Here is a 24,491-nt window from a genome sequence, read left to right on the forward strand (position 1 = left end):
GCGGTGACCTGCCCTGCTTCGTCGCGCTCGAGCACGGTCTCGCGACCCAGCGGATAGACGGTGGCGATGCGCTGCCCGGCGTGATCGTAACGGAATTTAATGACCGAGCCATCGGCACGGGTGTGGGCCGTCCAGAGCTGGCCGGGGCCTGTGCCGCTGAAGTGATAGCGCTCCTCGCGACCGAGGCTGTCGGTCACCAGGGTGTGGTCCGGATGATAGGCGTAGCTGCGCGCCAGGCCGCCGCTCTCCTCCTGGGCGATCACACGGCCTTCCGGCGCATACCGATCCCAGGTGTAGCGAGCTTCCATGCCGCCAGGTACGCGGTGGGCCGTCAGCATGTGATCCTGCCATTCGAACTCGCGCACGACCTCGCCATGGCGGTGGCGCACGCTGGCCAGGTCGCCTTCGGGACCATAGGCATAGCGCACCAGCCAGTCGTCCTGGGCGCTGCCATCGGCCTCGCGCACCAAGAGAACGCCACTGAGGCGCTGTCCGCTGTCTTGTTCGCTGGCGGGCAGCAACGCCTCGTACTCGAAGCGGTAGTGGCGTCCGGCGCTGTCCTCAACCTGGATCAGCAGTCCGGCTTCCCAACGATAGGTGGTGGAGTAGCCGTTGCGGTCCAGCTCCTGGCTGAGGTGCCAGGTGGTGGACGCGGCCTCCGGGGTTGGCGCGAAGACGTAATAAAAGCCGCCTGCGTCGCTCAGCACGATCGCCTGGGGATCATGCCGCAGCGCTTCGGGCAGGGCCTGCCAGCGAGTGCTCTCGCCATCCTTGCCTATCTCTTCCCTGCCCATCTCACTCTCGCCCACCTCGGCCGGCTCGCCGCCGCGCCGCAGCCAAAGCTGCTCGGTGGGCGAGTAGCGCGTCTGCCCCGGTTCCAGCGGGCCGAAGGTGATGTCGCGGCCCTGGGCGTCGTGGATCACGCAGGCATCGGTGCGCAGGGTAAGCGAGAGGCCATCGCCAGGTACCGACCAACCCTGGCCCAGCACACCGATACGGGCATTGGCGGAGAGATAGCCGCGGCTAAAGGTGAAGGGCCGCGGTGCCGGCAGGGCGAAATCGGTCTCGGCGGGCAGCAGCTTGGCGCCCAGCAGCGGGTTGACTGGGCTGCCTACCGCGGGTTCACAGGCGCTGCAGCGGTTGGCCAGGCCATCGAGAATGGCGGGATTGTTGAGATCCAGCAGGTTGCCTAGCTGAGAAAACAGGCCGGCACCGACCGACTTGAGCGTGACGTCCTCGCTCGCTTCCGATGTAGCGGCACCCGGCAGCAACGCGGCCACCGCCCCCTGCCCACTCCCCGAGCCAGGGCTGCCGCCGGAGTTGATCTTGACCTGGGCGCCGACGATGGTGATGCCGCTGGGGTCGAGCTTGATGAAGCTGCCGCCGGCCTTGAGGGTGATCTCGGCACCGGCGTCGACGACGGTCTTGCTGCCGGCCTTGTGGTGTATCTCTTGCCCGGCTTCGGTGAGCTGGGCGCGGGCGGTCTTTTCGTGGCGGGTGGCGCCGACGGTCAGGTGGTCGTCGCCGTCGACCTGGACGTGGCGCTGACCGTGCACGGTGAGGTGGTCGTCGGCGTGGATCTCGCTGATGCGGTTGCGGTGCACCGTGAGGTGGCTGTCGTTGCCGATCTCTTCGGTGCGATTGTGATTCGTCAGCAGCTCCAGGTCCTTCTGGGCGTGAAGCCAGATCTGCTCGCCCTCGGCTTCGTCCTGGAAGCGCAGTTCATTGAAGCCTTCGCCCTGGTGGCTCTGGGTGCGGATCACGGTGCGGGTCTTGTGAGCCGGAAGTTCATAGGGTGGCGTGTTGACAGCGTGATAGGTGCGCCCGGTGATCAGCGGCTGATCCGGATCGCCCTCCAGGTAGCTGACTATCACCTCGTGGCCGATCCGCGGAATGGCGATGCTACCGTAGCCGCCACCGGCCCAGTCCTGGCTGACGCGAATCCACGCACTCGCCGTTTCGTTAGGTTCGGCGTAGCGGTCCCAGGGGAATTGCACCTTGACCCGGCCGTGCTCGTCGCAGTGGATCTCCTCGCCCTCGGGGCCGACAACGAAGGCGACCTGCGGGCCGTCGACCCGGGGCTTGGCATTGGGCGTGGGGCGCCAGGTCAGGTCGGCGGGCATCAGCACCAGCTCGTTGTAGTACTTGGTCATGCCGCCATTCCCCTCGTCCTGGCCGTCTCCCTGAACGACACCGTCCTCTTCCAGGGCCTGGGGCTGCGTGCCGTGGTGGACGACCTGGATGACCTGCCAGTCCTGGTTGAGTTCGTCGAGGTCGTGGTCGGTCAGGGTGAAGCGGGTGCCCGGGGCGAGTTCGGGCAGGTCGCTCTCGGCGTCGGCGGTGCTGGCGTTCTGGCGCAGCGCTTCCAGGCGAATGCGGGTGAAGGCCTCGCCGGAGGCGTCGGCCTTGTAGCGACCGGGGTAGTCGTAGTGCTCGTAGTCGGTTCTTTGCGCATGTTCCTCAAGCCCGTCGGCCATATGGTCGTGCAACTGGGCCTCATGCATTTGGGAATAGGCAGGGTTCTTGAAGGAGTAGTCCTTGAGCACGGCCGAGGCCGGGGCAACCCGGGCGACCTGCTGCACCCTGCGCACATGGCGCTGGGGCGGCGTGCCGCCGGCACGGCCGTGGTAGCTGCGGCTGCCCAGGTGAGACAGCACCTGGGGCGCATCGGCGAAGACCAGACGGTGGCCGTCGTCGAACTCGTGGAAGTAGAACAAGCCCTCTTCGGCGGCCAGGCGCTGGACGAAGGCGAGATCGGTTTCGCGGTACTGGGTCAGGTACTCCCGGGACTCGGGCTCGCGGGTGGCGGCGAAGGCCACGTCGCTCAGGCCGTGCTCGTCGCACAGGGTGTTGAGCACGGTAAGCGGCGAGACTTGCTGGAAGATACGCGAGTTCTGGCGCAGCCCAAGGCGCCACAGCGCGGGGGAAATCACCACATGGTAGAAGGTACGGCGGTGGCCGCTATCGCCGCAGCCGAACTCGCTCACCACACCGTGAATACGGCGCAGCACCTCGCCATCCTGCCAGATCGTCAACGTGGCCTCGCGGTCGAGGATAGCGTCGGGACCCAGGTCGGGGTCGCGGCTGGCGAAGCGTACCGTCAGCTCGAAGGGCGCGGAGAGCTGCTCGCGGTGGGTGAACTCGATGACCGCCACGTCCTCGGCCCCGGCTAGGGTCAAGGTGAATTGCAATCCGCTTGCCTTGGCCATTACGCCTCCCTGCGTCTGGAGATACCACTGTTATACGTTTATTAGTCAATCGTGCGGAACGCGGAGAGCATACCAGTGACAAGAGCCGTTATCTGTGGGGCTTCGCCGACAGCAGTGTAGGAAATGGCTTACAAAATCGGTCGTAGCTGAGCTTGGCGTCGGCGGTCAAGGAATGAGGAGGTAGAAACGAAGAGCCCCCGAGCCAGGTAACTGACTCGGGGGCTAGAGAAAAGTTGGGCAAATTGCCTAGGTTATTGCAAAGCTCAGTCACGCGAGGCAGGAACATCTACACTGAATAATGCACCCCGAACCCACAACAACGATGCATGGGCACACCATGCGAGGGGGCCATATGGGCACCACTTCTGATATCCAGACCATCAAGGAAGGCATGCGCAAGACCTGGATGGCAGGCGATTTCGGTGAAGTCGCAAAATTCATCCAGCATCATGCCGATGACTTCATTTCCAGTTTGAACATCACGCCCGAGAAACGACTGCTCGATGTCGCCTGTGGTACGGGTAACCTGGCGATTCCGGCGGCCCGTGCCGGCGCGTCGGTGACGGGCATCGATATCGCTGACAACCTGATCGAACAAGCTCGCACCCGGGCACGAGCCGAAGGCTTGAACATTCACTTCGAGGTAGGCGATGCCGAGAGCCTCGCCCAGCCCGATGCCGCGTTCGAGTTCGTGGTGAGCATGTACGGGGCCATGTTTGCTCCGCGCCCCGAGCGTGCGGCGGCTGAAATGGTGCGGGTGTGCCGCCCCGGCGGCACCATCGCCATGGCCAACTGGATGCCGGATACCTTTATCGGCGACATGTTCAAGATCGTTGGTCGCCATGTGCCACCCCCGGCAGGGCTGCCCTCACCCGCACTCTGGGGCGACCCCGACACGGTACGCCAGCGCCTGAATGAAGGATTAAGTGACCTAAGCACTTCACCGGTCACCGTCACCTTGGAGTATCCGTTTGCGGTTCCCGAAGTGGTGGAGTTCCACAGAGTGTTCTTCGGCCCCATTGAACGCGCCTGGGCCAAGCTGGAGGAAGATGGGCGACAGGCACTGCGTCGTGATCTCGAGACGCACTGGGACCGGCACAACGAAGCCACCGACGGCAGCACCCGAGTCAAGGCACAGTACCTGAAGGTAGTCGCTATCCGGGCGGCGGCGTGACACGCGTCTGTTCGTCGGGCGGTACACGGATAAGCAGCGCGCTTTTCACTGCGCGATCACCGGGGGCGACTCCGTTGCAGGCCGCTCAGTGTCCGTAAATTTTCCCGTACATGGGAAGCCCTGGAGCGCCAGAAAGGGGTGCGGTTTCCACTGAAGCTGCTTCATCGATTCCAGGTCATCCGCGTTGGAAAAGCGGGGCATCCGTTCGATTGCCTCGAAGAAGTCGGGAGAAAAGATCAAACAGTAGCGGCCATTAGCCGGCAACCGATAGGAATGCATTAACTCGACGACCTTATCCTGCGAAAACCCGGCCAGCTCAAACATGGAATCATGATCGATCATTCCCACCCCAGCCGGTGCCCTTTCCCGGCTGGCCTCCTGGACGCATCGTGCGCGATCGTTCGCGTGACCTGCATAGAGCAATGTGCTGACGGAGACGACGTGTTCGCAAAGCTCCGGTCGTGCGGTACGTTGCGCTACGGTTGAGAAACAGTGCGAGCGAATTTTGTTTGCTCGCGTTCCTGGTGCATTTAGCGGGGCGACCGATACGCTATCGCGAGAGATTAGGTAACAGGGTTTTTCCGAAGCGATATGCTGGGCCAGATCCACATACTGATACTCCCTGGAATCAGGCTCCGGCGGAAAGACGACCCGCTCATCGGGATCACTGAACAACCCGCAGCCCGCCAGCAAAAAAACGCACACCAGGAATATGGTGGCAAGTAAACGCTTCATCAGGTGTTTATCCATTAACCGTCATAAATTGCAGCCTGTACAACTCCGGCCACATGCTGGCCAGCAATCAGGTCTATAGCGAGCCGCAGCGTTACTGTGACTGTCGAAGTCAAGAATGCTCAGGTAGACCGGCCTGGCCTGAAACGCGAAGCTCACGGTATCGCGGCAGTGAAGAGATCACCACAAGCGCTGCAAAGGGCTCACGAAGCGCAACGGATCACTTCGGTATCAGCTGATGTTACCCCCTTGGTCACGACGTGCTCTTGGTTGATCCTTGAGGAAATCGTCACCTGGGAACATCATCATGGACCATGCACCGCTACGGGTCGCCATCATCGGCGGCGGGGTCTCCGGCCTGTCGCTGGCCTATTACCTACAGAAGTTTGCCAGCGAGGCGGCCCAGCAGCTCGAGGTCACCGTTTTCGAGCGCAAGGCCACCCTTGGCGGTAACGCCGAGACGGTGTGGGTCGACCTGGGCTGTCGGCGCCATCCCGGAAAGCCCGACTCGCCCTACCGCCGCTGGGCCGACCTGGGGGTCAATGACGTCAACCTGGCCACCTACCACCGGCTGCGCACGATACTCGGCGAGATCGGCGAGCTGGAGCGCATGAAGCCCCTGGAGAACACCGAGAGCTATTTCAGCCGTGACGGGAGCATCGCCCTGACCGATGACAAGGACCTGTTCCGCGGCGTCAGCGACCCGAACCACGAGTTGAGCAAGGTCGATGGAGGCCAGCTGGCGCTGCTGATCCCTGTGGTCCACCAAAGCGCCATCGACCTGGTGGAGAATCGCCGCATTACGCCGCGTTATACGGTGGATGACTTCTTCGACGCCTGTATCGCCGCCCCCGCTGATATGCTGGCCGCGGCGGCGGAGCGTTTGAGCGTTACCATCGACTGGCAGGACCCCGAGCTTCCAGTGCGGCTGGAGCGTATCCGACAGACCATCTACTACCCCCGCATCTCGGCCATGTATTTCGCCGACGACCGCGGCCCGGGCGGTATGCCGCTCCAGGCCCCCTTCGAGTATTACCGCATTCAGGAGGGCGGCTCGCCCCCGGACCGCCGCTACTTCGAGCACGGTGCCCAGCACTGGCTGGAGGCCCTGGCCGCGCACATCACCAGCCCGAATACGCCGGGTCCCCGCGTTGAGATCCTGCGCGGCATCGAGGTAGAGGCAAGCCTCTCGACCCAGGGCGTGACGCTGACGGAGCGTGATCCCGGTGAACGCCGCTGGGAAGCCGACCTGCTGATCATGGCCACCCATGCCGAAGACGCCCTGCCGCTGCTGACGTTCGGCGACGGCCTGAGCGACACCCAGCGGGCGCTGCAGCATATCCTCGGCAAGGTGCGCTACACGCGCAGCTTCAGCGTCTGCCACACCGCCGCCGGCCGACTGCCGGCCAATCGCAACCTGTGGCGGACCTACAACATCGAGGTGCGCAACCCGGAAGACACCTTCTTCCCCTACCGTATCGACTACGTGGCGAACCGCCACCAGAACGATGCCGAGAACCCTGCCTACAATCAGGCCGGCCTGCCGCAGTTCTTCGTCTCCCTGGTGGACGATCTCAACCGGATTCCCCGCAGCGAGATGCTCGAGCGGCAATCCTCACCACTTGACGCACCCGCAACGCTGGCGGCCACCGCCCCCGGCGAGGCAGGCTACCGCGACCGGCTGCCGCCATTGAGCAGCGCCATAGAGGCCAAGGCCTGGACCCTGTTCAAGCACAACGTGCTGGATGCCGAGTGCCTGGAGGCGCAAACGGAGATCGAGCGCTATAACCAGACCACCGCCCGGCGGCGCTTCGAGGGTCATCAGGATGGTTGCCCATTGCTGTTTGCCGGCGGTTGGACTCGCGGTGCCGGCCTGCAGGAGCAGTGCCTGGAGCAATCGGCGCACCTCGTCGCCCTGCTGCTGGCGGCACCTGAGCGTCGTACCGATCCCCTGCGGCTAGCACCGCCTGGCAGCAAGGCAAGGCAGTGTCATCAGCAGGCCAGCGGCTTCGCCACGGTGCCAGCACGCTCGTAAGGCTTCCAGGGCGCTCTCCTCGCTGCTCTTCTCACCGCTGTTCTGGCCGATTTCCAGCCAGTCGGCGTGAGCCTCGATCAAGGCCCGGTGGTGCTCGCCCCAGGCACAGGGTCGCCAAGCGTACTTCGGGCTCCTCTTCCAGCAGCGCCCGGGTGCCCAGCACCCAAGGGCCGATAAAGGCCTTCAGCCCATTCTGTTCGACCAACTGCCAGGCGCGCTCGATGCTGGCTCGCGCCTCGGCCAGCCGCCCGGTGATCAGCTCGACCCGGGCACGTGCATGCTCAGTTTCGCAATAAAAAATGGAGTCAAAAGCTATGAAGTAATAGTAAATGAACAAATGAACAAATGAACAAATGAACAAATGAACAAATACTTATGTTAGTCGACTGGGAAATAAAGGTGTTATCGTCAGGAAAGGGAAATTTAAAAGAAACAATATATTACGACCTACTCCCATCCACAACAGCATACTACGAAACAATAGCCACTAAATACTATGGCAAGTCAAACGACATATATTTAAGTTTCGGATAACAGGTTCATAGCTAAGGCTTTGGCAATCAGCTGCTTTGCATTGGCCACGTCAAGTTTCTTAGCCATATTATTCATGTGAAACTTTATAGTTCTTTCAGTTATTCCAAGTATTGCAGCAGTTTCCCAATACGTTTTTCCTTGCGAGACCCAGAAAAGACACTCTTTTTCACGCTCGCTAAAGTTGATGCCATTAAGCGGCTTCGTGTCTTGGGAAAAATAATTATGGGCCATAATCGAAAGCAACCTTAACAAGTAACAATTGTGCAAGATCCGAGATTCAAAGGTGGCATCGTTAAGGTCTGTGGAAAAATGGAGTGAGCCAAAGCTACATCCTGGATCATGCATGGGGATAGAATACCCTTTACCGATCCCATAGTCGTGGGCAAGATCAAATATATCAGACTCCTTTTTTATTTTTGTTGGTATATCCGTCCAGAAAAATGGCAAAGAGGATCGTGATGAAAGCAGCATGACCGGATCAGTTCGATAAAATTTATTACTTTTATAAATGCGCACCCAGCTGTCATCATAATTCCCTAAAATATAAACATCGCTTACTTGACCAGGAGATAGTGGTGTATAAACATATGCATACCTCTCTATGCCACAGCTCAGCAGCGACTCTTCGAAGCATGCAACAAATTCAGCCTTACTGGTTACTTCCTTCAACTGTTTTTCAATATCACCGATCATACATACGCCCCCTCTTTTAGGCAAGCATATCACCTTTATGACTTTATAGTAGAATAACTTACAGTGATACTGGGGCACGTTAGGGCCATAAATATCCCAATTAATATTCGGCTGTACTTTAGGACAGTTCCCTAATCATGCCAACCATGATATAAATAAAGTGCTCATATCGCAGTAGTTACAGTTCAAGCTAACACTATCGACCCAAAAAGGAGAGGTCATCATGGATGCCAAAGTAAAAGACATCCAGCGTCTTGCAGACAGTTTTTCAGGAAATAAGCCACCGCAACTAACTGTGGAAGAACTCAATGACGTTATAAAAGCCTTGAGAGTCTTCGCTGAGCATGGAAAAGAAACATCTTATCCAACACTTCATACTTTGGCTTAAATTATGGATATCCAACTCGAGGTACTAACGGTGGTTTTTTCTGCGTTTTTCATCGCGGGCATAGTAAAGGGGGTGGTAGGCCTTGGCTTACCGCCTCTTGTTCTTGGTATCATAACTGCCACAATGGGGTTACACGCTGCAATGGCTCTTGTCGCCTTGCCAGCTTTGCTAACGAATCTTGTTCAAGGATTGAACGGGCCCTATCTAAAAGCATTAACAACCAACCACGTTGTCTTTTTTTTTACCGCAACGACTAGTGTTTTCTTAGGCAGTTGGGTTTCGACAAGCATCGGTGGTGATATCCCCTCGATTATCTTGGGGGCAGTGCTTGTAGCATACGCTGTGTCAGGTCTTTTCAAACTGCGTATAAATCTGCGCGAGGCCCATGAGCCTATCGCAGGCATTACTGCTGGTACGTGTAATGGCATCCTGACAGGTATCACTGGTTCTTCCGCAGTGCCCGGTGTATTTTATTTACAATCTATTGGCCTTAACAGGGATCAGCTTATCCAATCAATGGGCATTCTGTTTTCTCTTTCCGCAATTACCTTGGCTATGACCCTGTACTGGCGAGGTTATCTAAATTTCAATCTCGGCATTTTATCAATTCTTTCTCTTATTCCTGCTTTTTTTGGAATGGCTGTCGGATCCGCTATTCGTAAGAGAATGCCAGCGGCAGCATTCTTGCCAGTATTCTTTATTTCTCTTTTACTTTTAGGTGTGTATATAGTTGTATCAAAACTGTAGCTGCTGTTTCGATATGGAGTGATGTGATGAGTTTGCCTTGGAAGTTGTTATATGAGCTAGAGCGGAAAGGTGCTGAAAACGATTTTGCGACAGAAAACAAACAAGAGAAATATTTAAATATTTCAAGAGAAACTGGCGAGTTCCTCTCGCTATTTTTAAAAGCTGTACGCGCCAAGAAAGTCCTAGAGTTTGGTACATCTAACGGTTATTCTACAATTTGGCTCGCGCTGGGGCTTCCTAACGATGGCAGGTTAGTCACGATTGAAAATAGCTATGCCAAAATACAAGAAGCTAAGAAAAATTTTGAAGCAGCAAGTGTAAACGATAAGATATCTATTCTAGAAATAAATTTTGAAGATTACTTAAAAAAACGAACGATATCTTTGATTTTATTTTCCTCGACGGTGATCGCAGCCTGTACTACCCCAACGTTAACTATATTCTTCGCCTCCTTTCCCCAGGGGGAGTTATTATTTGTGACAATGCTATATCGCACAAGTCAGAGCTTATGAACTTTATGTCTTACTTTACAAATCAAGAATCTTTTTCAACCACGCTTCTACCTATAGGCAAAGGTGAATATGTCGTGTATAAACCTTCGTAACGGGGACCACTACTCCCTTACTCCGCTCAGAAACTCGAGCTGCGCAGGCTGCGTGAACATGGGAAGGCGCCGAGAGGCGTTGACCATAGAGGCCAAGGCACCCGGCGAGGCAGGCTACCGCGACCGGCTGCCGCCATTGAGCAGCGCCGTGGAGGCCAAGGCCTGGACCCTGTTCAAGCACAACGTGCTGGATGCCAACTGCCTGGAGGCGCAAACGGAGATCGAGCGCTATAACCAGACCACCGCCCGGCGGCGCTTCGAGGGTCATCAGGATGGTTGCCCATTGCTGTTTGCCGGCGGTTGGACTCGCGGTGCCGGCCTGCAGGAACAGTGCCTGGAACAATCGGCGCATCTCGTCGCCCTGCTGCTGGCGGCACCGGAGCGTCGTACTGATCCCCTGCGGCTAGCACCGCCTGGCAGCAAGGCAAGGCAGTGTCATCAGCAGGCCAGCGGCTTCGCCACGGTGCCAGCACGCCCGTAAGGCCTCCAGGGCGCTCTCCTCGCTGCTCTTCTCACCGCTGTTCTGGCCGCTTTCCAGCCAATCGGCGTGAGCCTCGATCAGAGCGCGGTGGTGCTCGCCCCAGGCACAGGGCTCCGCCGCCATCAGCTGGGTCAGCCGCCGGGCATAGTGACGCGCCGCGTCGGGGCGCTGGTCGAGCAGGCTGACCTCCGCCGCCGCGATCAGGAAGCGATAGCCGTTGTGCCCCACGCAGCCGGCGTCCAGCAGCGCTTCGCCTTGTTTCAGAGTCGCCAAGCGAACCTCGGGATCCTCTTCCAGCAGCGCCCGGGTGCCCAGCACCCAGGGGCCGATAAAGGCCTTCAGCCCATTCTGTTCGACCAACTGCCAGGCGCGCCCAATGCTGGCTCGCGCCTCTTCCAGTCGCCCGGTGATCAGCTCGACCCGGGCACGGCTCTCCAGCAGGAAGGCTTCGAAACGGCCCGAGCCCAGGCCACGAGCCACCGCCAATGCCTGTTCCACCTGCTCGTCCGCCGCCTGGGGATCGCCCTGGGAGATCAGAATCCACCCCGCCGTCAGCCGTGCCACTACCTCGGCACGCCGGTTGCCGACACGCTTGCCCAGCTCAGCGGCATCGAAACAGTCGGCGAGGGCCTGGTCAGTCTCGTTGGCGTAGATGCGCGCCGTACCCAGCATGAACAGATTGGAGGCCTCCAGGTCGGCGTGGCCATGGGTTCGGCAGAGCGTAACGCAGTGGTCGAACAGCTCGAGGGTGCTGCGCATCTGCCCCTCCGCATAGTGCGCATCGCCGAGCCCGCTCAGGGCCTGGATCTCGGTGCGCACGTCGCCGCCACGGCGGGCCTGCTCCAGGGCGCGGGTGTGATAGGCCCGGCTGGTGGCGAAATTGCCCCGGGGGAAATAGAGGTTGCCCTTGAGATAGAGCGCCTCGGCCAGGGGCAAGGGGTCCTCCAGCGCCTCGGCCTGGGGCAGCAGGACATCGAGTATCGCCTCCTCCGCCTCCAGCGCATCGAGCATGTTCAGCACCCGGGCCAGCCAGAGATCGGCGGTAATGCGGTGGCACTCCTCCCGGGCGAACGCACGCGCCGCCTCGAAGTGCTCCCGCGCCGCCTGGACCTGCCCGGTGGCCATCGCCACCTGGCCCTGCAGCAGCATCAGCCGATAATCATCCTTCGGCGCATAGTCGATGGAGCGACACTGCTTCAGCAGCGCCAGGGCTTCCTCGTGGCGGTAGCGGGCCATTTCTGCCGCCACCGCCTGCAAGAAGGCACTCGGCGCCTCCAGCGAGCGCGCCCGGTGCAGGTGGCGCGCCCGCAGCCCCGGTTCCGCCTCGCCGTAGAGTTCGGCCAGGCGCAGGTGCAGGCGGTCGCGCTGAATCTTGGGAATGCCTTCGTAGATCCCTTGCAGGATCAGGTCATGCACGAAGCGGTAGCTGCCCTCTTCCAGCGGGCGAACCAGGCTGTAGCGCTGGGGAAGTTCGGGCTGGTAATCGGCCTGCCCCAGCACCTCCTGGAGCGACGCCAGGGAGAAGCGCTGACCCATCACGGCGGCGATGCACATGGCCCGGCGATCCAGGTCGGTGAGCTGGTCCAGTTTGGTTTGTACCAGATTGGCGAGGCTGGCCGGCAAGCTGCGGTGAGGATGGAACAGCAGCAGCTGAGTCAGGAACAGCGGGTTGCCCTGGGCCTGGGTCACGCAGCGGGCGGCGTGCTCGGCGGGCACCGTGCCGAAGCTAGCCACCAGGGCCTCGGCCTCCTGGGCGCGCAGCGGCGGCAGCTCGATCAGGGTGAGCGGCAGCTCGGGTAACTGCGGCCGCAGGCGGGTCTCCAGCGGGTCCTGCTCCAGGCGCGAGGTAAACAGCCAGATCACCGGCGCCTCCTGGGTCTCCTGCAGCAGCCCGGTGAGAGTGGCCAACAGCGCCTCGTCGGCCCAGTGCAGGTCCTCCACCACCAGCAGTTGAGGGCGATGGATGGAGCGCGCCAGGAGCACGTCGCGCAGCGCCTGTACCAGGCGCTGGCTGCGAGTCGCGGGAGTCATGGCCGCATAGAGAGACTGCGCCTCCTCCGGCTGGGGCAACCCCAGCAGCGGACGCAGCAGCATGGCATGATCCACCGGCAGGCGCAGCGCCGAGAGGCGGGCGAGCAGTTGTGCCTCATCTAGCACCTCCCCCTGCCCCTCACCCTCCACCTCCCCCTGCACCTCACCGGAAGCTTGCAGCAGCGAGCGCGTGAGCTGCATCAGCGGGCCTTCATCGGCGCGGGTACCGAAGTCCAGCACCTCAGCCTGGTGATGATCGGCATGGGCCGCGGCCATCTCGGCAAACTCCGCGCTGAGGCGGGTCTTGCCGATACCCGCCACCCCGCGGATATAGACCAGATGCCCGGCCTGGTAGGCCCGGGTACTCTCCAGGATGGCTTGCAGCTGCCCCAGCTCCACCCGGCGCCCCACCAGATCGAAGCGGGCCTCGTGCGCCTCGCCCCGGGGATGGCGATAGCGCAGCCACTCCCCGCCTTCATCGTCGAAGACGAAACGCTCCGCCAACTGCACCGCCACCCCACGCTCGACCCAGATACCGGTTGGGTCCTTCGCTATCGCAGGGGGCGCAGCAGCCGGCCAGTGGCCGGCCTGAAGGTAAACGCTACTGGCCACCCCCTGTTCCACCAGGGTGGCGGCACACAGCAAGCCACGCTGCGCATCGCTACGGTACGCCCGGGGCAACCCGAACAGCGCCGTGCCCCCTTCCGCCAGGCTACCGCCGAAATGCTGGACACAGCTCGCCAGGGCCGACTTGTCGGCCGCCATGACATGCAGCTGGATCAGCACGCGGGCGCTCTCCATCTCCTCCACCTCGGCGGCGGACACGGCGGAAGCCTCCTCGGCCTCCACCGACAGCGCCTCCACCTCAACGCCGTAGATCTCAGCAAGGTGGCGGGCGGTACGATAGAGCACCGCCTTGCCACTCTCGGCCCGCTTGATGGAAGCGATAGAGACGCACAAACGCCGATCAAAACAGTACTCGGCCAGCGCCTCCTGACTCAGGCCCAGCCGTTTGCGATGCTGCTTCAAGCGCTCACGATCCAGCCGCAAGCGCCCATCTTGGGGGATGATCACTGTTGATGCTTTCTCCTGCGTTTATGGAGAGTGTGAGGGGGTTGGCTTATTACGCCCGACATCTCCGGTGGCAAAGCCGGAGCGAAGCGGAGGGTTCGCCATCCGGTGCATGGCCTGGTTAGGGAGCTTACCATCCATGGTCCATATTTTGCTGGATGCTGAGATATTCCGAGATGCCAGCAGATGCGCCTTCTAATATGATAGCCATAGCACCGATAACCTCTGATAGATTGCGGAGATTCAGGCGAGGTATCTCAAGTTTCATGGATTTGTTCCCAGATAAGTCTTTGGGATATCTGAACGAAGTTGAGCGCGGGTCCGCATTTTCAAATTCAGCTATCAGCTTGCCCACAATTCTCAAATGCTCCTGATTCCCCTCCGGCCATACCTCCAGCAGGATTTCTCGAGTCGGTTGCCATAGCTTAGACAGGCGGTGCTCCGCTCCGGCCTCGTGGTGTTTATCAAGAAGACGGCGACCATCCTCAAGTAGCGACTTAAGCCTTAACTCCAAATATTGGCGGTAGAGAAAGACGATGGGAAAAACTAGGGAGTCGGCGGTTCCATTTCGGTTGCTAACGCTCTCGACCAGTGAGTCAGCCGCTTCTTTATAGCCAATTATGAAGAGCTCGGAAGCATCGTGGTACCAGTCCAGACACGCATTCATCCACCAATCATCCGCCTCGGAAAACAGCTTGTCTTCAACATGAGGGAGTCGAACCTTGCCCGTTATCAAGTCCCGAAAATCGTCTGCCATGATTTACTCCCTAACGACTAGCGTGAGCAGCCGCGTCTTCGCGGTCCGCTCCACGCTCTAGCTATGCCGCCCCGCTCGACGCAGCACATAGCTTACTGGTCTGGCCAGTCCTCCGGAACTAGCGCGGGTGGTTTTGTCCAAGACTCTTCAATCAACGCGTCTTGGAACCACTGCTCACGAAGATTGGCGTGTTCGGTGACGATCAACTGGAAACCGGGGACGTCCACTTGGGTGAACTTCAGCAACAATTCGAATAGTCGGCGCACCGCAGTGAGGTCGGCGTCAGCTTCGGTCTTCTGGATTGAGCCGTCGGCATCCCTGTAGACCTGCTCGGACGGGAAATAGACCTGGGTCGGCTGGTCGATCAGCAGGAAGCGCGGAATCGGGCGTTTGTTCTGGGCAGCGAACAGGTGCAGGGCGAGCAGTGCCGACAGGTGGTAAGCCAGATGGTTCTCGCCGCCACCGGTCCGGCCCATCGGGACCGGACGTTCAGGGCGATCGAAGATGATCGTCAACTGTGGCAGGTTGAGCCGCGCCGGATAGGGACTGAATTCAGCATTGAACTTTTGAATGTACCGCGACACTTGTGCGGAGATGTTATTGAGAATCGAGGTCAGGCGTTCGTTGCTGTCGTCTACGCCAATCTGTTCCTCAAGGTGCTTCACCTTGGAGCTGAGGCGGCGATTTTCCGCTTCCAGTCTGGCGAAATCCTCGTTCGGGAGGAGCGTTTCGAGGAACAGGCTGATGCGGCCGACCACTCGCGCGGCCGCGTTGTTGCGGGTGCCCATTTGGGCGATGACCTCGTTGGCCGCGATCGCCGCGGATAGCTCCGCATCCTTCTGCTTGATGGCGAGCGCGATCTCGTCCATCTTGCCGGCCAATTCGGCCAAGTAGGCATCGAGCTTGGGACGCTGGCCAGTCGCGATGCACAGCTCCTTGTCGAGCGATTCCAACTCCTTGAGCAGGACGGCGGCGACGGGGGATTCCAGCGCCAGGTTTCGCTCGCTGAACGGCCATTGCCACTCCCCGGTCTCCGGGTTTCTAGGCAATGCCTTGATCGAGGTCAGGCGATCCACCTGTTCGGCTGCCTCGCTTTCGTAGCCGCCTGCGCGCTTGGCGAACAACCGCGCTGCGTCGATCCTGGCTTGGGCGTCGCGGCGCTCCTGTCGCAACTGCCCCAATTCATCCTCTAGCTGCGAAATTCGGCTGCCGTCGTCGTCGGGGACGGTTTCCGGTTGCCATAACAATGCCGCCCTCAATGCATCGATGATTCCGTCGGCATTGGGATTGCCGTTGACGTTGCCGATGACGCCGACGGTTCTTGCTTCCGAGTAAAGGCCGATGGCCTTCTCGTGCGACGTGTCGACGACGTTACGCGCCTGTTCCAGCTGCTTAGTGTTGATCTTCAGATCCCGCTGCGCCGTGCGCAGCTTAGATTCCAGTTCATAGCGGTCGTGCGAGGAGACACCGAGCAGGAGCGGCAGCGTGTCGCGGATCGCCTGCGGCTGGAACTGCTCGTTCTGGCGGTAGAAGAGCTGGTCCTTGTTGGCGACCAGTCCCTGCTTCTGGAACAGGTAGTAGAACGTGTGCTTTACGTTCGCGTCGTAGCTGTCGCGACTGTGTTGGAGCGCGACATCGGTGCGGTTCTCAGGAATTCCGAGGAGGCGCGACAGCAGCTCGACGATACTGTTGTCATCGGTGTTGGCCACCAGTTCCTTGGCCTCTGGCGCCTGCAACTGCGTGCCCCGTCGCAGCATCGCTGTGCTGCAGCTGGCGCCACCGCTGGGCGGGGTCGGCTTGGCGACCAGTACCTGCTCGTTCTCGAACTGGTAGATCACGGCGAACCATACCACCTTGTCGCGGATGACCCCTTCGGGGACGTTGAACGAGGAACGTCCCATGCAGTATTCGATGATCTCGGAGAGGGCGGACTTGCCGGTAGAGGAGCGTCCGGTGATGACGTTGAGCCCGTCCACCTTGAATCGGAGATCCCGACGTTGGCCGTCCCGGCTGTAGATGTGGATGGAGCTGATCTTCATGGACGAATCCCGAAAGTCGTGTAAATGGTTGCCCTGTCGGCGATGCGTGCAAACTCCCTTCCGACGATGCGCGCCACTTTCTGGCAGGAGACGGTCTCGTCGGTTCCGTTGACGGCCTTGCGCACCGTCTTGGGCACGGTCTGAATGCGGCCGTTGTCGGCAATGGAGATGCATCCCCTTTCCATCAGCAGACCGAACCCCTCGAAGGCATAAGGCAGCATTTGGGTGACCCGGTCCGCGAAACCGACCATGACCTGCTGGTTCTTCTCCGTGGTCTTGAGCAGGTAGCTGCGCGGACTGCTAGCGATCACCTCACGCGAGTCCTTGTGCAGACACAAGGGCAGCACGAGCAGCGACAGCGAGAAAGGCATGCCGCGCGCGTCTTCTTCCTCGTAGGCGTACAGGGCCCGGAACAAGATCAGACCGCAGAACGCGGGATTGAACAGGTTGCGAATCTCGAATGGGCGCTGATCCCATCGCTTCATGAGGCCACCCCCAGCACCTTGCCGAGACGGTCGAAGAATCTAGGATGCCAGTGGACTCTCGGCTCGGGCCTAGCATCGGCCAGGATGTGGAAGCTGCCGCGAAGGACAAATGGCTCCGTCACCCGCGCCCGGATGCGCAGAGATTCAATCTTCCCGGTGTCGAACTCTGCCCAGTTGTAGAGAGTCGCACCGGCTTCGCGAAGCGCGTCCTCGGCACTGTCGTCCTTCAGCTTTTCGAAGATGACATCCTTGTAGCGGTTCCACTCGTCGGCGAGACGGTCTTCATACTCCTCGACCTCGCCTGATACCAGCAGGTTCTCACGCGCCCAAGCCGATCGCTGCTGGAACGCCCTGTAATAGTCCAGGATCGCACTCCGGATCCGGCTTGAGGAAAGGCCAATCTCGCGCAGCTGCGCCACGAACAAGCGCGGATCGGTCTCGGTGTCGATCTCGTCGTTGGGTACCTTTCCTCGGAAGGTGATAGGGAGGTTGTCCGCCTTGTATTCCTCGGCGAAGTTGGAGAGTTTGTCCGAGACTTCGTAACCGAAAATTCCTTCCGTGCTGGCCCCGGTCAGCTGCCTAATGACGGCATCGGTCCACCAGCCTTCCAACCGCTCGAAGACGAAATCGCGGTGCTCGCGGCGGATGCTGCGCATGTGCTTGTCCCGGATTGTCGCTGGGATGTCGCCGATGCGTGGGCTGTTGTCGAGGATCAGGATACGTTCGAGAAAATCTTGCTTCTCGGTATCGCTGAGTTCGTTGAACGCCGTGGCGATCGGGCCGATGAGCTTTGACGTTGACTTGTCGAGAGTCGTACGGGCCAACTCCGTCAGCGTAGGCGCATCGCCGAAAGCGGCGGCTTGGTCAGGGAGAAGTCTGGCGAGGAACGAGGCGGCCGATACCGTGCCGGTAGTGAACAGGAAGAACCTCAGGTTCGAAGCGGTACGGCCGTCGCGTTTGTACCGCGCCAGCCAGATATTGACGGACTTCCAGAAGTCGGCCGACAGGTCGGTCAGCCTGTCGCCGACCGCCTTGTGCTTGAGCGAGGCAAGGGTTTTGTTGCCTCCGCTGTCGACGAAGTCGAGATCGTCGTCCTTTTCGAGGAGGACGGCGGTGTCCTCTGGTAGCTGCAACAGATGCAGCAGGGCGAGACGCGCCTGGTAGATATATCCCAGACCCTGTTCGCCTGCTGAGTATTTGTCGGTCGTTGGGGCTGTCATCGGTCGAATCGTTACCTACTCGCTGTTACCAGATGTTTTACGGTTACTCAGCTCATATTCCGGGGACACCATCCGCTATAACTCCGACCCATGCGGGGTCATCCACGCGCCTTCCGTGGCATAACGTCAGTCGTAACCGGCACATTTGCAGTCAGCGTTGCGAACGAAAAATGCATCCGAGTTTACGGCATTGTTAGGCATTTGCATTACGGCTTCTGAGCCAATGCTCAACTTCGAATACATGGCTGCTAAATTTAACGAGCGCCTTATACCAATCAACGATTAACTGAGAAGAGCTAGAGAGCTCTTCCTGATGTTTTCGATTTACATCGTTCTGCTTTTGACGAATCAGATCATAGTCGGGTTTATCTTTCCCCGCATCTGGCATCGCCTTATAATCGAATGCCTGCTGCTGACTCTCGACTAGTTCCTTGTGTATTTTCCCTAGCTTTGTTGATATGTCGTGAACTATTCCATTTCGGGATTCACGGAACGAGTATATTTTTTCGGCCATATCTGGTAGCGGCGTCACAGCACTAACAATGTTTTTCTTGACCTGTTCTTGTTGGCAACGATCTCGCGCCTCGATAAATGGCGTTGCATACCAACCATTCTTTCGACCTTTGTGCTTATATGAATCTGACGTTTCATCGAAGAATGCGACTACAAAATACTCCCTTATCCGATCTGAAGCCATATTAAGCTGTAGAATCGAGTCTGTATGATGAAGCCAAAAATAGTGATTATCATCCAATGGCTTTTGTATCGCAATAGTCTCGTGCAAAAGACATAGACCAATCGATAATCGTGATGCGCGCATCAAGCCTTCGAAGTCACTTCCTGAAACGATAAGGAGTTTTTCTTTTTCTGTAGGCCGGTGTCTCACCGGGTCATTACCAAACAAATAGTCCCACTCGGTTTCCACAGGTGGCTTATCTGCCACAAGGCATGACCAATATACTCAGGGTCTTCGGTATCTTCTGACTTCCAACCATAATTACCAATATCGTAGATTCCCTTCGACAAGAGTAAGCTGCCGGCTTCTTGGTCGAGGTATTCAACAAGCTTTTCGGTCGTAACGAATTTCTGCACGGACATGGCTAACCTGCTTTATGTTTATGCTTACCGCCTAGCACAGCGGCGACTGAAAGCCGTCCGGTGGCCATAGGCCACGTACTGATGCGCCTTGTTAGATGCCCTTGCCGATGTCCGCAAGCAGTTTCGGAATATCTTCATAGTCTTCGTACCAGATGATATTCACGCCGAGTTCTTTCATCACTTCTTCATTGAGGCTGTGATGCCGACCCAAGAAAGTTCGAACCAAAGACACCGGGGCTCGAACGATAGGCTTCCCTTTTTCTTTGGAGAATGACTCGTAGTCGACCCGCTTTAAAAATGCAAAGTGCTTTGGCTTGTCTATAGACTTAGACGAGATTTCTAGGAGCCTTCGAAGGTTGGGATCTGTGAGTGACAGACCAACCATTAGACAAGCATTCTCCTTCAGGCTGTTGAGCTGTATGAGATTAGACCAGTGATAAGCTTCACCGTAGATTTGGTGGTAACCCTCTTCAGAAAAAACAAGCGTGGCCTTTTCGATATTGGGATACTTATCTCGATCTTGCGGAAGAAAACCATGCACATGATAGACAGGGAGTTCCTCCGGGCCAGCCAAGTCTATCTCTTCAAAAATGCTTCTAAATGCTAGCTGACGGTTCTCCAACTCTCGTTCTATCAGATCGTCGAAATTGTATGTAAGGACCGACTTTATCTTAGCGCCCGTCCTGCTAGGCGTGCATAGAGATGCGATCGACTTAATCAGCGGTGAACTCAACGAAAATCTTTGGTCCCTAAGTCCATAAAGCTGCTCGGTAACCGATCGAATGAACTCGATTTGTTCAGAGCCAGATCCTGCGGACAATCCTCGGCGTAAATATCGGGCAAGCATGAGCGCAGATGGGCCATCCACCTGCCTTAAGCGCTTCACGATGCTCGAAATCTGCTCGTTATCAATCTTCTTCTCAGCGATTCCACCTTCAGTCAACATGGAAACGAATAGCGAATTGAGCAGCGTGTCCCAGTCCGGCAGCCCTGCGCTGCTTGACACTCCTGCGCCGAGAAGCATTGAAAACCTTCCTGAACGATAATGCTCACAGACTTCCGCTAACACATCTGTGCGTTTTTCCTTCCAATTTTCGGGGCTTTTGGAAATAGCTCTTTGAAACCGAATCGAGAACATATTCTTGGACAGGGCGGCGGCGGTCTCACTGTGTTTATTAAGGAGAGCCTGCACCTCCTCTGCCCCCCAAAAGAATACACGCCCGTCTGACCGAGCCTTCAAATGCTGGACATACTTCGAGCTCTTTGCCATTTCTCGGAAGGAGACGATGAGAAGTTTTTCATCATCATTGCTTCGTAGAGATTCGTGACGGTGGATTTCAGAATCCAGTCTTTTGGGTGATAGTACCTGAACAATCTCAATTGCAAGTGGGCCGGGCACATCGGCAATACCATTTGGTGCAAATGCGTCATACCGAGAATGAGAGCGCCGATCTTCTAGTTGCAGAGGCCTGTTTTGACTGTCCGCTTCAAGCTTCAACAATTGAAGGAGGAAGGATTCAAGAAGGTAATAGCCGCCAGAACCATAGTCAGCCAATCGCTTTTCTATTTCAGAAATTCTCATATGAAGCTTCCCATTGGGCCTCTAACGCCCGCATTTGCGGCTGGTTTGGAGCGCAGCGGAAAACCAGTCCGACAACATGCGTTTGTTAAGCAGAACTTTGGTCAATATCTTCACCAAATCTTTCATGCATTTTTTCTATAACAAATTCGTGTAGATTTGGCTCAGCACCATTTAAAAACTCAAGATCAATATCTAGCAACTCGGTATCTTTTAGCTGCTTATGGCTGGGAACATTCCCGTTTCTCGGGTTTGCGTAAGTTGCTTTCAAGAGGATCCACTGACCATCAGTTTTTATCCACAAATCCTCGAGGTCTCTAACCCTTGAGTCAAACCAAAACCTTAACCAATCTCTGCGAAGGTATCGCTTTTTATTTCTAACTGGCGGAAACTCCTTTAATACTAAAAAAATATATGGAATTTGGTTTTCTTCGATATGGCGATAGCTCCATATTTTTTTGCGGTCAGCAAACTCTATAAGCCTTATAAAATCAAAAATGTCGATAACTTTTACGTACTTTTTAATTAGAGCATAATGTAGCTTCCAGTTCTTCAAAAAGGATGCTCTAAGAGACTGGGATCTAACTGGATCTTCTTCTACTGGCGGAAGTATCACATAAGGCTTTTCCGCAGATTCTTTTAACGGACAGAATTGATCACGATTAGGTTGATGACTAAAAATTCCGTCTACAACTGGATTAGCTTCGCCCTTCGTATGCATATCGCCCCCACATGCAGGGCATTTAGCTGATGGTCTGATTCTTTCATTTCCCTTCCCATCAAGTTTCTTTCCAAACTCGTTGATATACCCTTCAACGGTAACCCTTTTGGCCTCATGAGGGTGCATAGCCGTTTTCATCGCTAAAGACTGACTCCTGTATTGCTGAACGCCGCGCTCTGCGGAAATTTAGGAGCGCCAGCGAGTAAATTTTCCGTAGCAGCGCCTTGTTAGATGATTAGTTAAACTCAAGCACTTTTACAACTTCGCGTTCTAATCGCTCCTTGATATCTTCGAGGGTGCCTTTTGTAAGGGCATTTACATTGTATTGATAAAAGTGCCTTTTCACTACTTCATGGCTTCTATTCACTTTTTCTAGCCCAACCATTGAATATTCTGCAGAAAGCTTTGCTTCGTCATGACCAGTGTGAATCGCTATGCTTTTTGAGATTGCCTCTATGCTGCCGGCAAGCTGGACAAGACCATGTTTATTCAATGAATTCCATGCGTAATAAGGAGAGTGCCTGATAGTAGAAACAAGCGCAGCCATGTACATCGCCAACTTATTGTGTTCAATCTCAGTTTTATCTGTAGTTATGCCTTGTAGGTCATGAAAAAGATACCATTTAAATTCATCTACTATGCTAAAATCGAGCGGGTTTGTTATTGGCGAAAAAATATCATTGTATATTCGAGTTGAAACTACAGGAGAATCAACTTTACCCGGAAAATCTTTGTGAAAATGATGAATAGCATCTGCATCGCTAAACACTCTACAACCTTTCCCCCGAGCTTCATGCTTTGCTGCGCGCGTTACGGCATCGCCAAGAATAAATGAACCAAAAGATTCCTTGTCATTTGTTGGTATTATGACTTCGCCGTAACTTAAGCCACCTCGGCATAACACGCCAGAAATTGTTAACTCCCACATCAGTCGTGAAGAGGCTAATAGGAGTTCACGGCTACTCTCAGACCAAACAAAAGCACAATCTGAGAGCTGCGATATTTTCACATCATATTTGAAATGAACGTTACGGAGAACCTCCCTAAATCGTTTAAGAGTCCACGCTGCAATAATTTGATTAGGACTTGAAAGAGCTTTGCTTCCATTTATTTCTACTTCATAGATAGAAGTATCAAATTTTTCATTAATTCCATTTAAATCTATTTTACCTTCAGTAAGTGCGCTCATTCCCAGTATATCAATAAAAAATACTGCGGCTTCTTTCGTTTCAAACTTCATTAATGGTTATCCCTCTCCACCTTTGGTTTTCATCTAACGCCCGGCTCTGCGGCTGGGGAAAGTGGAGGCGAAGCCGGAGCTTTTCCCAGTCCGACAGCAGCCGCTTGTTAGCACTTTTCTGCTACTCAAACAAAGATGACGAAACATAACCAAATAGGTACTTGCTAGCATCATCAAAATTGGAAAATGACTTGCATTCACTACTTTGCTTTCTATTGTTCTTTTTGACTTCGACATTAAAGGATGACCTTGTTGGAGCGAGAGCAATAGAGTAGGAGGCGTTAGTGCGTGTGCAAACACCTTCAAACGAGCTTTGACCTGTTGGAACCCAATCTATTTTTGGAGATAGCCGCCCTATAGCTTGCCTAAACTCTGCTGCGCTATGATACCTTTGAGCGGGATTAGATGCACAAGCCTTATTGATAATCCTTTTTAGCTTCAATGGCATAAAGGGCGCAAAACCCAGCGAATTTACGAGCTGTCCTGAGTGTATGAGCGACATTGGATCTGGAAAGTGTCGAATTGCGCCATCCCAATCACTTATATAATTACATGCTCTAAACAAAGTTATACCAACTGCGAACACATCCGTTAGCTCAGTTGTATTTCGGTTTACAAAATATTCAGGGGGAAGATGCGTTATATAGCCTTGGGGCGAGCCTGCCGCCTGCAATCCAAGAACCGTGGCCAATCCAAAATCAGATAACTTAGCACCAAAATCACACAGCATAATATTTGCTGGCTTTACGTCACGATGAAGTATTCCATTAATATGTGCATGTTCTAGTGCAAACAGACAATCAACAATTAGTCTCAAAGTTGTGTGTATAGATACCGAATTGTTTTTTATGGCATCTTCAAAACTTCCTTGAGGCAAATATTCCATGTCAATAATCACATGAGGTGATGAATTGATATCATAAATATTTGCTTCGTTTATGTGGACAATATTTTTATGCATGCATTTGTGAAGAATCTGAGCTTCTTCAAGTTTTTTTATCGCATCATTCGCATCAGGAGCATCTAGAATTTTCATTGCTTTCTGTGTATCTAGAGCATGATCGTGAGCTAGATACACATCACCAAATGCACCATTTCCGAGATGTTTTATTAGTTCATATTTTCCAATTTGACCTAAACTCATTTCAAATTCATCCATGCCGCAAGCAGGGCGTACTTTTGATTTTTATCCCACTTAGGCTGGAATACACCAAAATACTGATCTATGTAATCATAAATATTTATGGACTTATCCACTCCGAATTTTGATGACGTGAAGTTCCCTGCAACAAATTCAAAGGTATTAATCTGATTTTGATGAGACAAGTTGTGAAGAACTCCTAGGGGATAATACCACGGGGTGATTTCGGCTTTCTTCGCATTTAATGAGACCTTTATCCCGATTGTCTCTGGCGAGAACCGAGTTATTAAATTCTGAAAAGTGGTCTCATACCAGTTCATAAGTTGTTGTGTGTTTGGAAAATTATTTGTTTGAACTTTCTCAAAGTGAACCAATACAGGAGTATCTTTGCTTCCATCGAGAACACAGTATCGGAGACCATCCTTTACCAAATTAATACCAAGTACTGTCATAATTATTCCTTATTGCTAAACGGCTCTGAAGTTGGATGAGGTGCTAACGCCCGCCATAAA

General features: G+C 55.7%; 21 protein-coding genes and 2 pseudogenes. 7 read left to right on the forward strand and 16 right to left on the reverse strand.

Features of this window, described 5'->3' with window-relative positions; all coding sequences use genetic code 11:
- Positions 1 to 1,205 (reverse strand): DUF6531 domain-containing protein (locus tag KZO25_RS20030; protein WP_410505409.1); only part of this gene is annotated, 1,205 nt, incomplete at its 3' end.
- Between the two features lie 24 nt (positions 1,206 to 1,229).
- Positions 1,230 to 3,209: pseudogene (locus KZO25_RS20035) on the reverse strand (type VI secretion system Vgr family protein); the annotation flags it as partial.
- A 352-nt stretch (positions 3,210 to 3,561) separates the two neighbouring features.
- Between KZO25_RS20035 and KZO25_RS13675 the strand changes: the two are divergent.
- Entirely contained in the window at positions 3,562 to 4,383 is an 822-nt protein-coding gene (locus tag KZO25_RS13675; protein WP_223137385.1) for a class I SAM-dependent methyltransferase, read from the forward strand.
- Positions 4,384 to 4,428: 45 nt separating this feature from the next.
- Here KZO25_RS13675 and KZO25_RS13680 read toward each other — a convergent pair whose 3' ends face one another.
- Positions 4,429 to 5,133, reverse strand: coding sequence for a hypothetical protein (locus KZO25_RS13680; protein WP_223137386.1), 705 nt, complete (start codon positions 5,131 to 5,133; stop codon positions 4,429 to 4,431).
- 289 nt (positions 5,134 to 5,422) lie between these two features.
- Between KZO25_RS13680 and KZO25_RS13685 the strand changes: the two genes are divergently transcribed.
- Complete coding sequence (locus KZO25_RS13685) at positions 5,423 to 7,150, forward strand: FAD-dependent oxidoreductase (RefSeq protein WP_223137387.1); 1,728 nt, start codon at positions 5,423 to 5,425, stop codon at positions 7,148 to 7,150.
- A gap of 31 nt (positions 7,151 to 7,181) precedes the next feature.
- Here KZO25_RS13685 and KZO25_RS13690 read toward each other — a convergent pair whose 3' ends face one another.
- Together KZO25_RS13690 and KZO25_RS13695 are read right to left on the reverse strand one after the other, a co-directional pair.
- Entirely contained in the window at positions 7,182 to 7,487 is a 306-nt protein-coding gene (locus KZO25_RS13690) for a hypothetical protein (protein ID WP_223137388.1), read from the reverse strand.
- A gap of 182 nt (positions 7,488 to 7,669) precedes the next feature.
- Positions 7,670 to 8,377, reverse strand: a complete 708-nt coding sequence (locus tag KZO25_RS13695) for a helix-turn-helix transcriptional regulator (protein ID WP_223137389.1) — start codon at positions 8,375 to 8,377, stop codon at positions 7,670 to 7,672.
- Between the two features lie 223 nt (positions 8,378 to 8,600).
- On the opposite strand from KZO25_RS13695, the gene KZO25_RS13700 reads away from it, so the two are divergent.
- From KZO25_RS13700 to KZO25_RS13715, 5 genes and pseudogenes are all read left to right on the forward strand, one after another.
- The gene (locus KZO25_RS13700) at positions 8,601 to 8,765 is read left to right on the forward strand and encodes a hypothetical protein (RefSeq protein ID WP_223137390.1); all 165 of its coding nucleotides are present in this window, start codon (positions 8,601 to 8,603) and stop codon (positions 8,763 to 8,765) included.
- A 3-nt stretch (positions 8,766 to 8,768) separates the two neighbouring features.
- Positions 8,769 to 9,512 (forward strand): sulfite exporter TauE/SafE family protein, encoded by a 744-nt coding sequence (locus KZO25_RS13705; protein WP_223137391.1) that lies wholly within the window; start codon positions 8,769 to 8,771, stop codon positions 9,510 to 9,512.
- A 26-nt stretch (positions 9,513 to 9,538) separates the two neighbouring features.
- A pseudogene (locus KZO25_RS20225) lies at positions 9,539 to 9,844 on the forward strand (O-methyltransferase); the annotation flags it as partial.
- Positions 9,845 to 9,927: 83 nt separating this feature from the next.
- Complete coding sequence (locus KZO25_RS20230) at positions 9,928 to 10,116, forward strand: hypothetical protein (RefSeq protein ID WP_410505410.1); 189 nt, start codon at positions 9,928 to 9,930, stop codon at positions 10,114 to 10,116.
- Between the two features lie 58 nt (positions 10,117 to 10,174).
- A complete protein-coding gene (locus KZO25_RS13715; RefSeq protein WP_262489018.1) occupies positions 10,175 to 10,597 on the forward strand; it encodes a hypothetical protein in 423 nt (140 codons plus the stop codon).
- Here KZO25_RS13715 and KZO25_RS13720 read toward each other — a convergent pair.
- From KZO25_RS13720 to KZO25_RS13770, 11 genes are all read right to left on the reverse strand, one after another.
- Positions 10,520 to 13,702, reverse strand: coding sequence for an ATP-binding protein (locus KZO25_RS13720; RefSeq protein WP_223137393.1), 3,183 nt, complete (start codon positions 13,700 to 13,702; stop codon positions 10,520 to 10,522). The genes KZO25_RS13715 and KZO25_RS13720 overlap by 78 nt on opposite strands.
- Before the next feature lie 127 nt (positions 13,703 to 13,829).
- On the reverse strand, positions 13,830 to 14,456 hold the full coding sequence (locus tag KZO25_RS13725; RefSeq protein WP_223137394.1) for a hypothetical protein: 627 nt from the start codon (positions 14,454 to 14,456) through the stop codon (positions 13,830 to 13,832).
- Between the two features lie 92 nt (positions 14,457 to 14,548).
- Entirely contained in the window at positions 14,549 to 16,495 is a 1,947-nt protein-coding gene (locus KZO25_RS13730; protein ID WP_223137395.1) for a DUF3732 domain-containing protein, read from the reverse strand.
- Positions 16,492 to 16,980 (reverse strand): three component ABC system middle component, encoded by a 489-nt coding sequence (locus KZO25_RS13735; protein ID WP_223137396.1) that lies wholly within the window; start codon positions 16,978 to 16,980, stop codon positions 16,492 to 16,494. The genes KZO25_RS13730 and KZO25_RS13735 overlap by 4 nt, the downstream gene beginning before the upstream one ends.
- Entirely contained in the window at positions 16,977 to 18,200 is a 1,224-nt protein-coding gene (locus KZO25_RS13740) for an ABC-three component system protein (RefSeq protein ID WP_223137397.1), read from the reverse strand. Before KZO25_RS13740 ends, KZO25_RS13735 begins: the two co-directional genes overlap by 4 nt.
- A gap of 193 nt (positions 18,201 to 18,393) precedes the next feature.
- Positions 18,394 to 19,143: a hypothetical protein gene (locus KZO25_RS13745; RefSeq protein ID WP_223137398.1), complete on the reverse strand. Its 750-nt coding sequence runs from the start codon at positions 19,141 to 19,143 to the stop codon at positions 18,394 to 18,396.
- A gap of 246 nt (positions 19,144 to 19,389) precedes the next feature.
- The gene (locus KZO25_RS13750) at positions 19,390 to 20,880 is read right to left on the reverse strand and encodes an SIR2 family protein (RefSeq protein WP_223137399.1); all 1,491 of its coding nucleotides are present in this window, start codon (positions 20,878 to 20,880) and stop codon (positions 19,390 to 19,392) included.
- Positions 20,881 to 20,965: 85 nt separating this feature from the next.
- Positions 20,966 to 21,736, reverse strand: coding sequence for a hypothetical protein (locus KZO25_RS13755; protein ID WP_223137400.1), 771 nt, complete (start codon positions 21,734 to 21,736; stop codon positions 20,966 to 20,968).
- Between the two features lie 97 nt (positions 21,737 to 21,833).
- Positions 21,834 to 22,838 (reverse strand): hypothetical protein, encoded by a 1,005-nt coding sequence (locus KZO25_RS13760; protein ID WP_223137401.1) that lies wholly within the window; start codon positions 22,836 to 22,838, stop codon positions 21,834 to 21,836.
- 121 nt (positions 22,839 to 22,959) lie between these two features.
- A complete protein-coding gene (locus KZO25_RS13765; RefSeq protein ID WP_223137402.1) occupies positions 22,960 to 23,997 on the reverse strand; it encodes a serine/threonine protein kinase in 1,038 nt (345 codons plus the stop codon).
- The gene (locus tag KZO25_RS13770; protein WP_223137403.1) at positions 23,979 to 24,431 is read right to left on the reverse strand and encodes a hypothetical protein; all 453 of its coding nucleotides are present in this window, start codon (positions 24,429 to 24,431) and stop codon (positions 23,979 to 23,981) included. The genes KZO25_RS13765 and KZO25_RS13770 overlap by 19 nt, the downstream gene beginning before the upstream one ends.
- Between the last annotated feature and the right edge of the window lie 60 nt (positions 24,432 to 24,491).

The organism is Halomonas sp. ANAO-440 (assembly GCF_019915905.1).
Lineage (GTDB): Bacteria > Pseudomonadota > Gammaproteobacteria > Pseudomonadales > Halomonadaceae > Halomonas > Halomonas chromatireducens.

What these genes read in the sequence shown, in the direction of transcription:
- KZO25_RS13705 (WP_223137391.1), top strand. Translation starts at nt 8,769, where the DNA reads ATGGATATCCAACTCGAGGTACTAACGGTGGTTTTTTCTGCGTTTTTC.
- KZO25_RS13765 (WP_223137402.1), bottom strand. Translation starts at nt 23,997, where the DNA reads ATGGATGAATTTGAAATGAGTTTAGGTCAAATTGGAAAATATGAACTA.
- KZO25_RS13770 (WP_223137403.1), bottom strand. Translation starts at nt 24,431, where the DNA reads ATGACAGTACTTGGTATTAATTTGGTAAAGGATGGTCTCCGATACTGT.
- KZO25_RS13695 (WP_223137389.1), bottom strand. Translation starts at nt 8,377, where the DNA reads ATGATCGGTGATATTGAAAAACAGTTGAAGGAAGTAACCAGTAAGGCT.
- KZO25_RS13750 (WP_223137399.1), bottom strand. Translation starts at nt 20,880, where the DNA reads ATGAGAATTTCTGAAATAGAAAAGCGATTGGCTGACTATGGTTCTGGC.
- KZO25_RS13685 (WP_223137387.1), top strand. Translation starts at nt 5,423, where the DNA reads ATGGACCATGCACCGCTACGGGTCGCCATCATCGGCGGCGGGGTCTCC.
- KZO25_RS13700 (WP_223137390.1), top strand. Translation starts at nt 8,601, where the DNA reads ATGGATGCCAAAGTAAAAGACATCCAGCGTCTTGCAGACAGTTTTTCA.
- KZO25_RS13760 (WP_223137401.1), bottom strand. Translation starts at nt 22,838, where the DNA reads ATGAAGTTTGAAACGAAAGAAGCCGCAGTATTTTTTATTGATATACTG.
- KZO25_RS13730 (WP_223137395.1), bottom strand. Translation starts at nt 16,495, where the DNA reads ATGAAGATCAGCTCCATCCACATCTACAGCCGGGACGGCCAACGTCGG.
- KZO25_RS13740 (WP_223137397.1), bottom strand. Translation starts at nt 18,200, where the DNA reads ATGACAGCCCCAACGACCGACAAATACTCAGCAGGCGAACAGGGTCTG.
- KZO25_RS13675 (WP_223137385.1), top strand. Translation starts at nt 3,562, where the DNA reads ATGGGCACCACTTCTGATATCCAGACCATCAAGGAAGGCATGCGCAAG.
- KZO25_RS13725 (WP_223137394.1), bottom strand. Translation starts at nt 14,456, where the DNA reads ATGGCAGACGATTTTCGGGACTTGATAACGGGCAAGGTTCGACTCCCT.
- KZO25_RS13735 (WP_223137396.1), bottom strand. Translation starts at nt 16,980, where the DNA reads ATGAAGCGATGGGATCAGCGCCCATTCGAGATTCGCAACCTGTTCAAT.
- KZO25_RS13680 (WP_223137386.1), bottom strand. Translation starts at nt 5,133, where the DNA reads ATGGATAAACACCTGATGAAGCGTTTACTTGCCACCATATTCCTGGTG.
- KZO25_RS13715 (WP_262489018.1), top strand. Translation starts at nt 10,175, where the DNA reads ATGGGAAGGCGCCGAGAGGCGTTGACCATAGAGGCCAAGGCACCCGGC.
- KZO25_RS13755 (WP_223137400.1), bottom strand. Translation starts at nt 21,736, where the DNA reads ATGAAAACGGCTATGCACCCTCATGAGGCCAAAAGGGTTACCGTTGAA.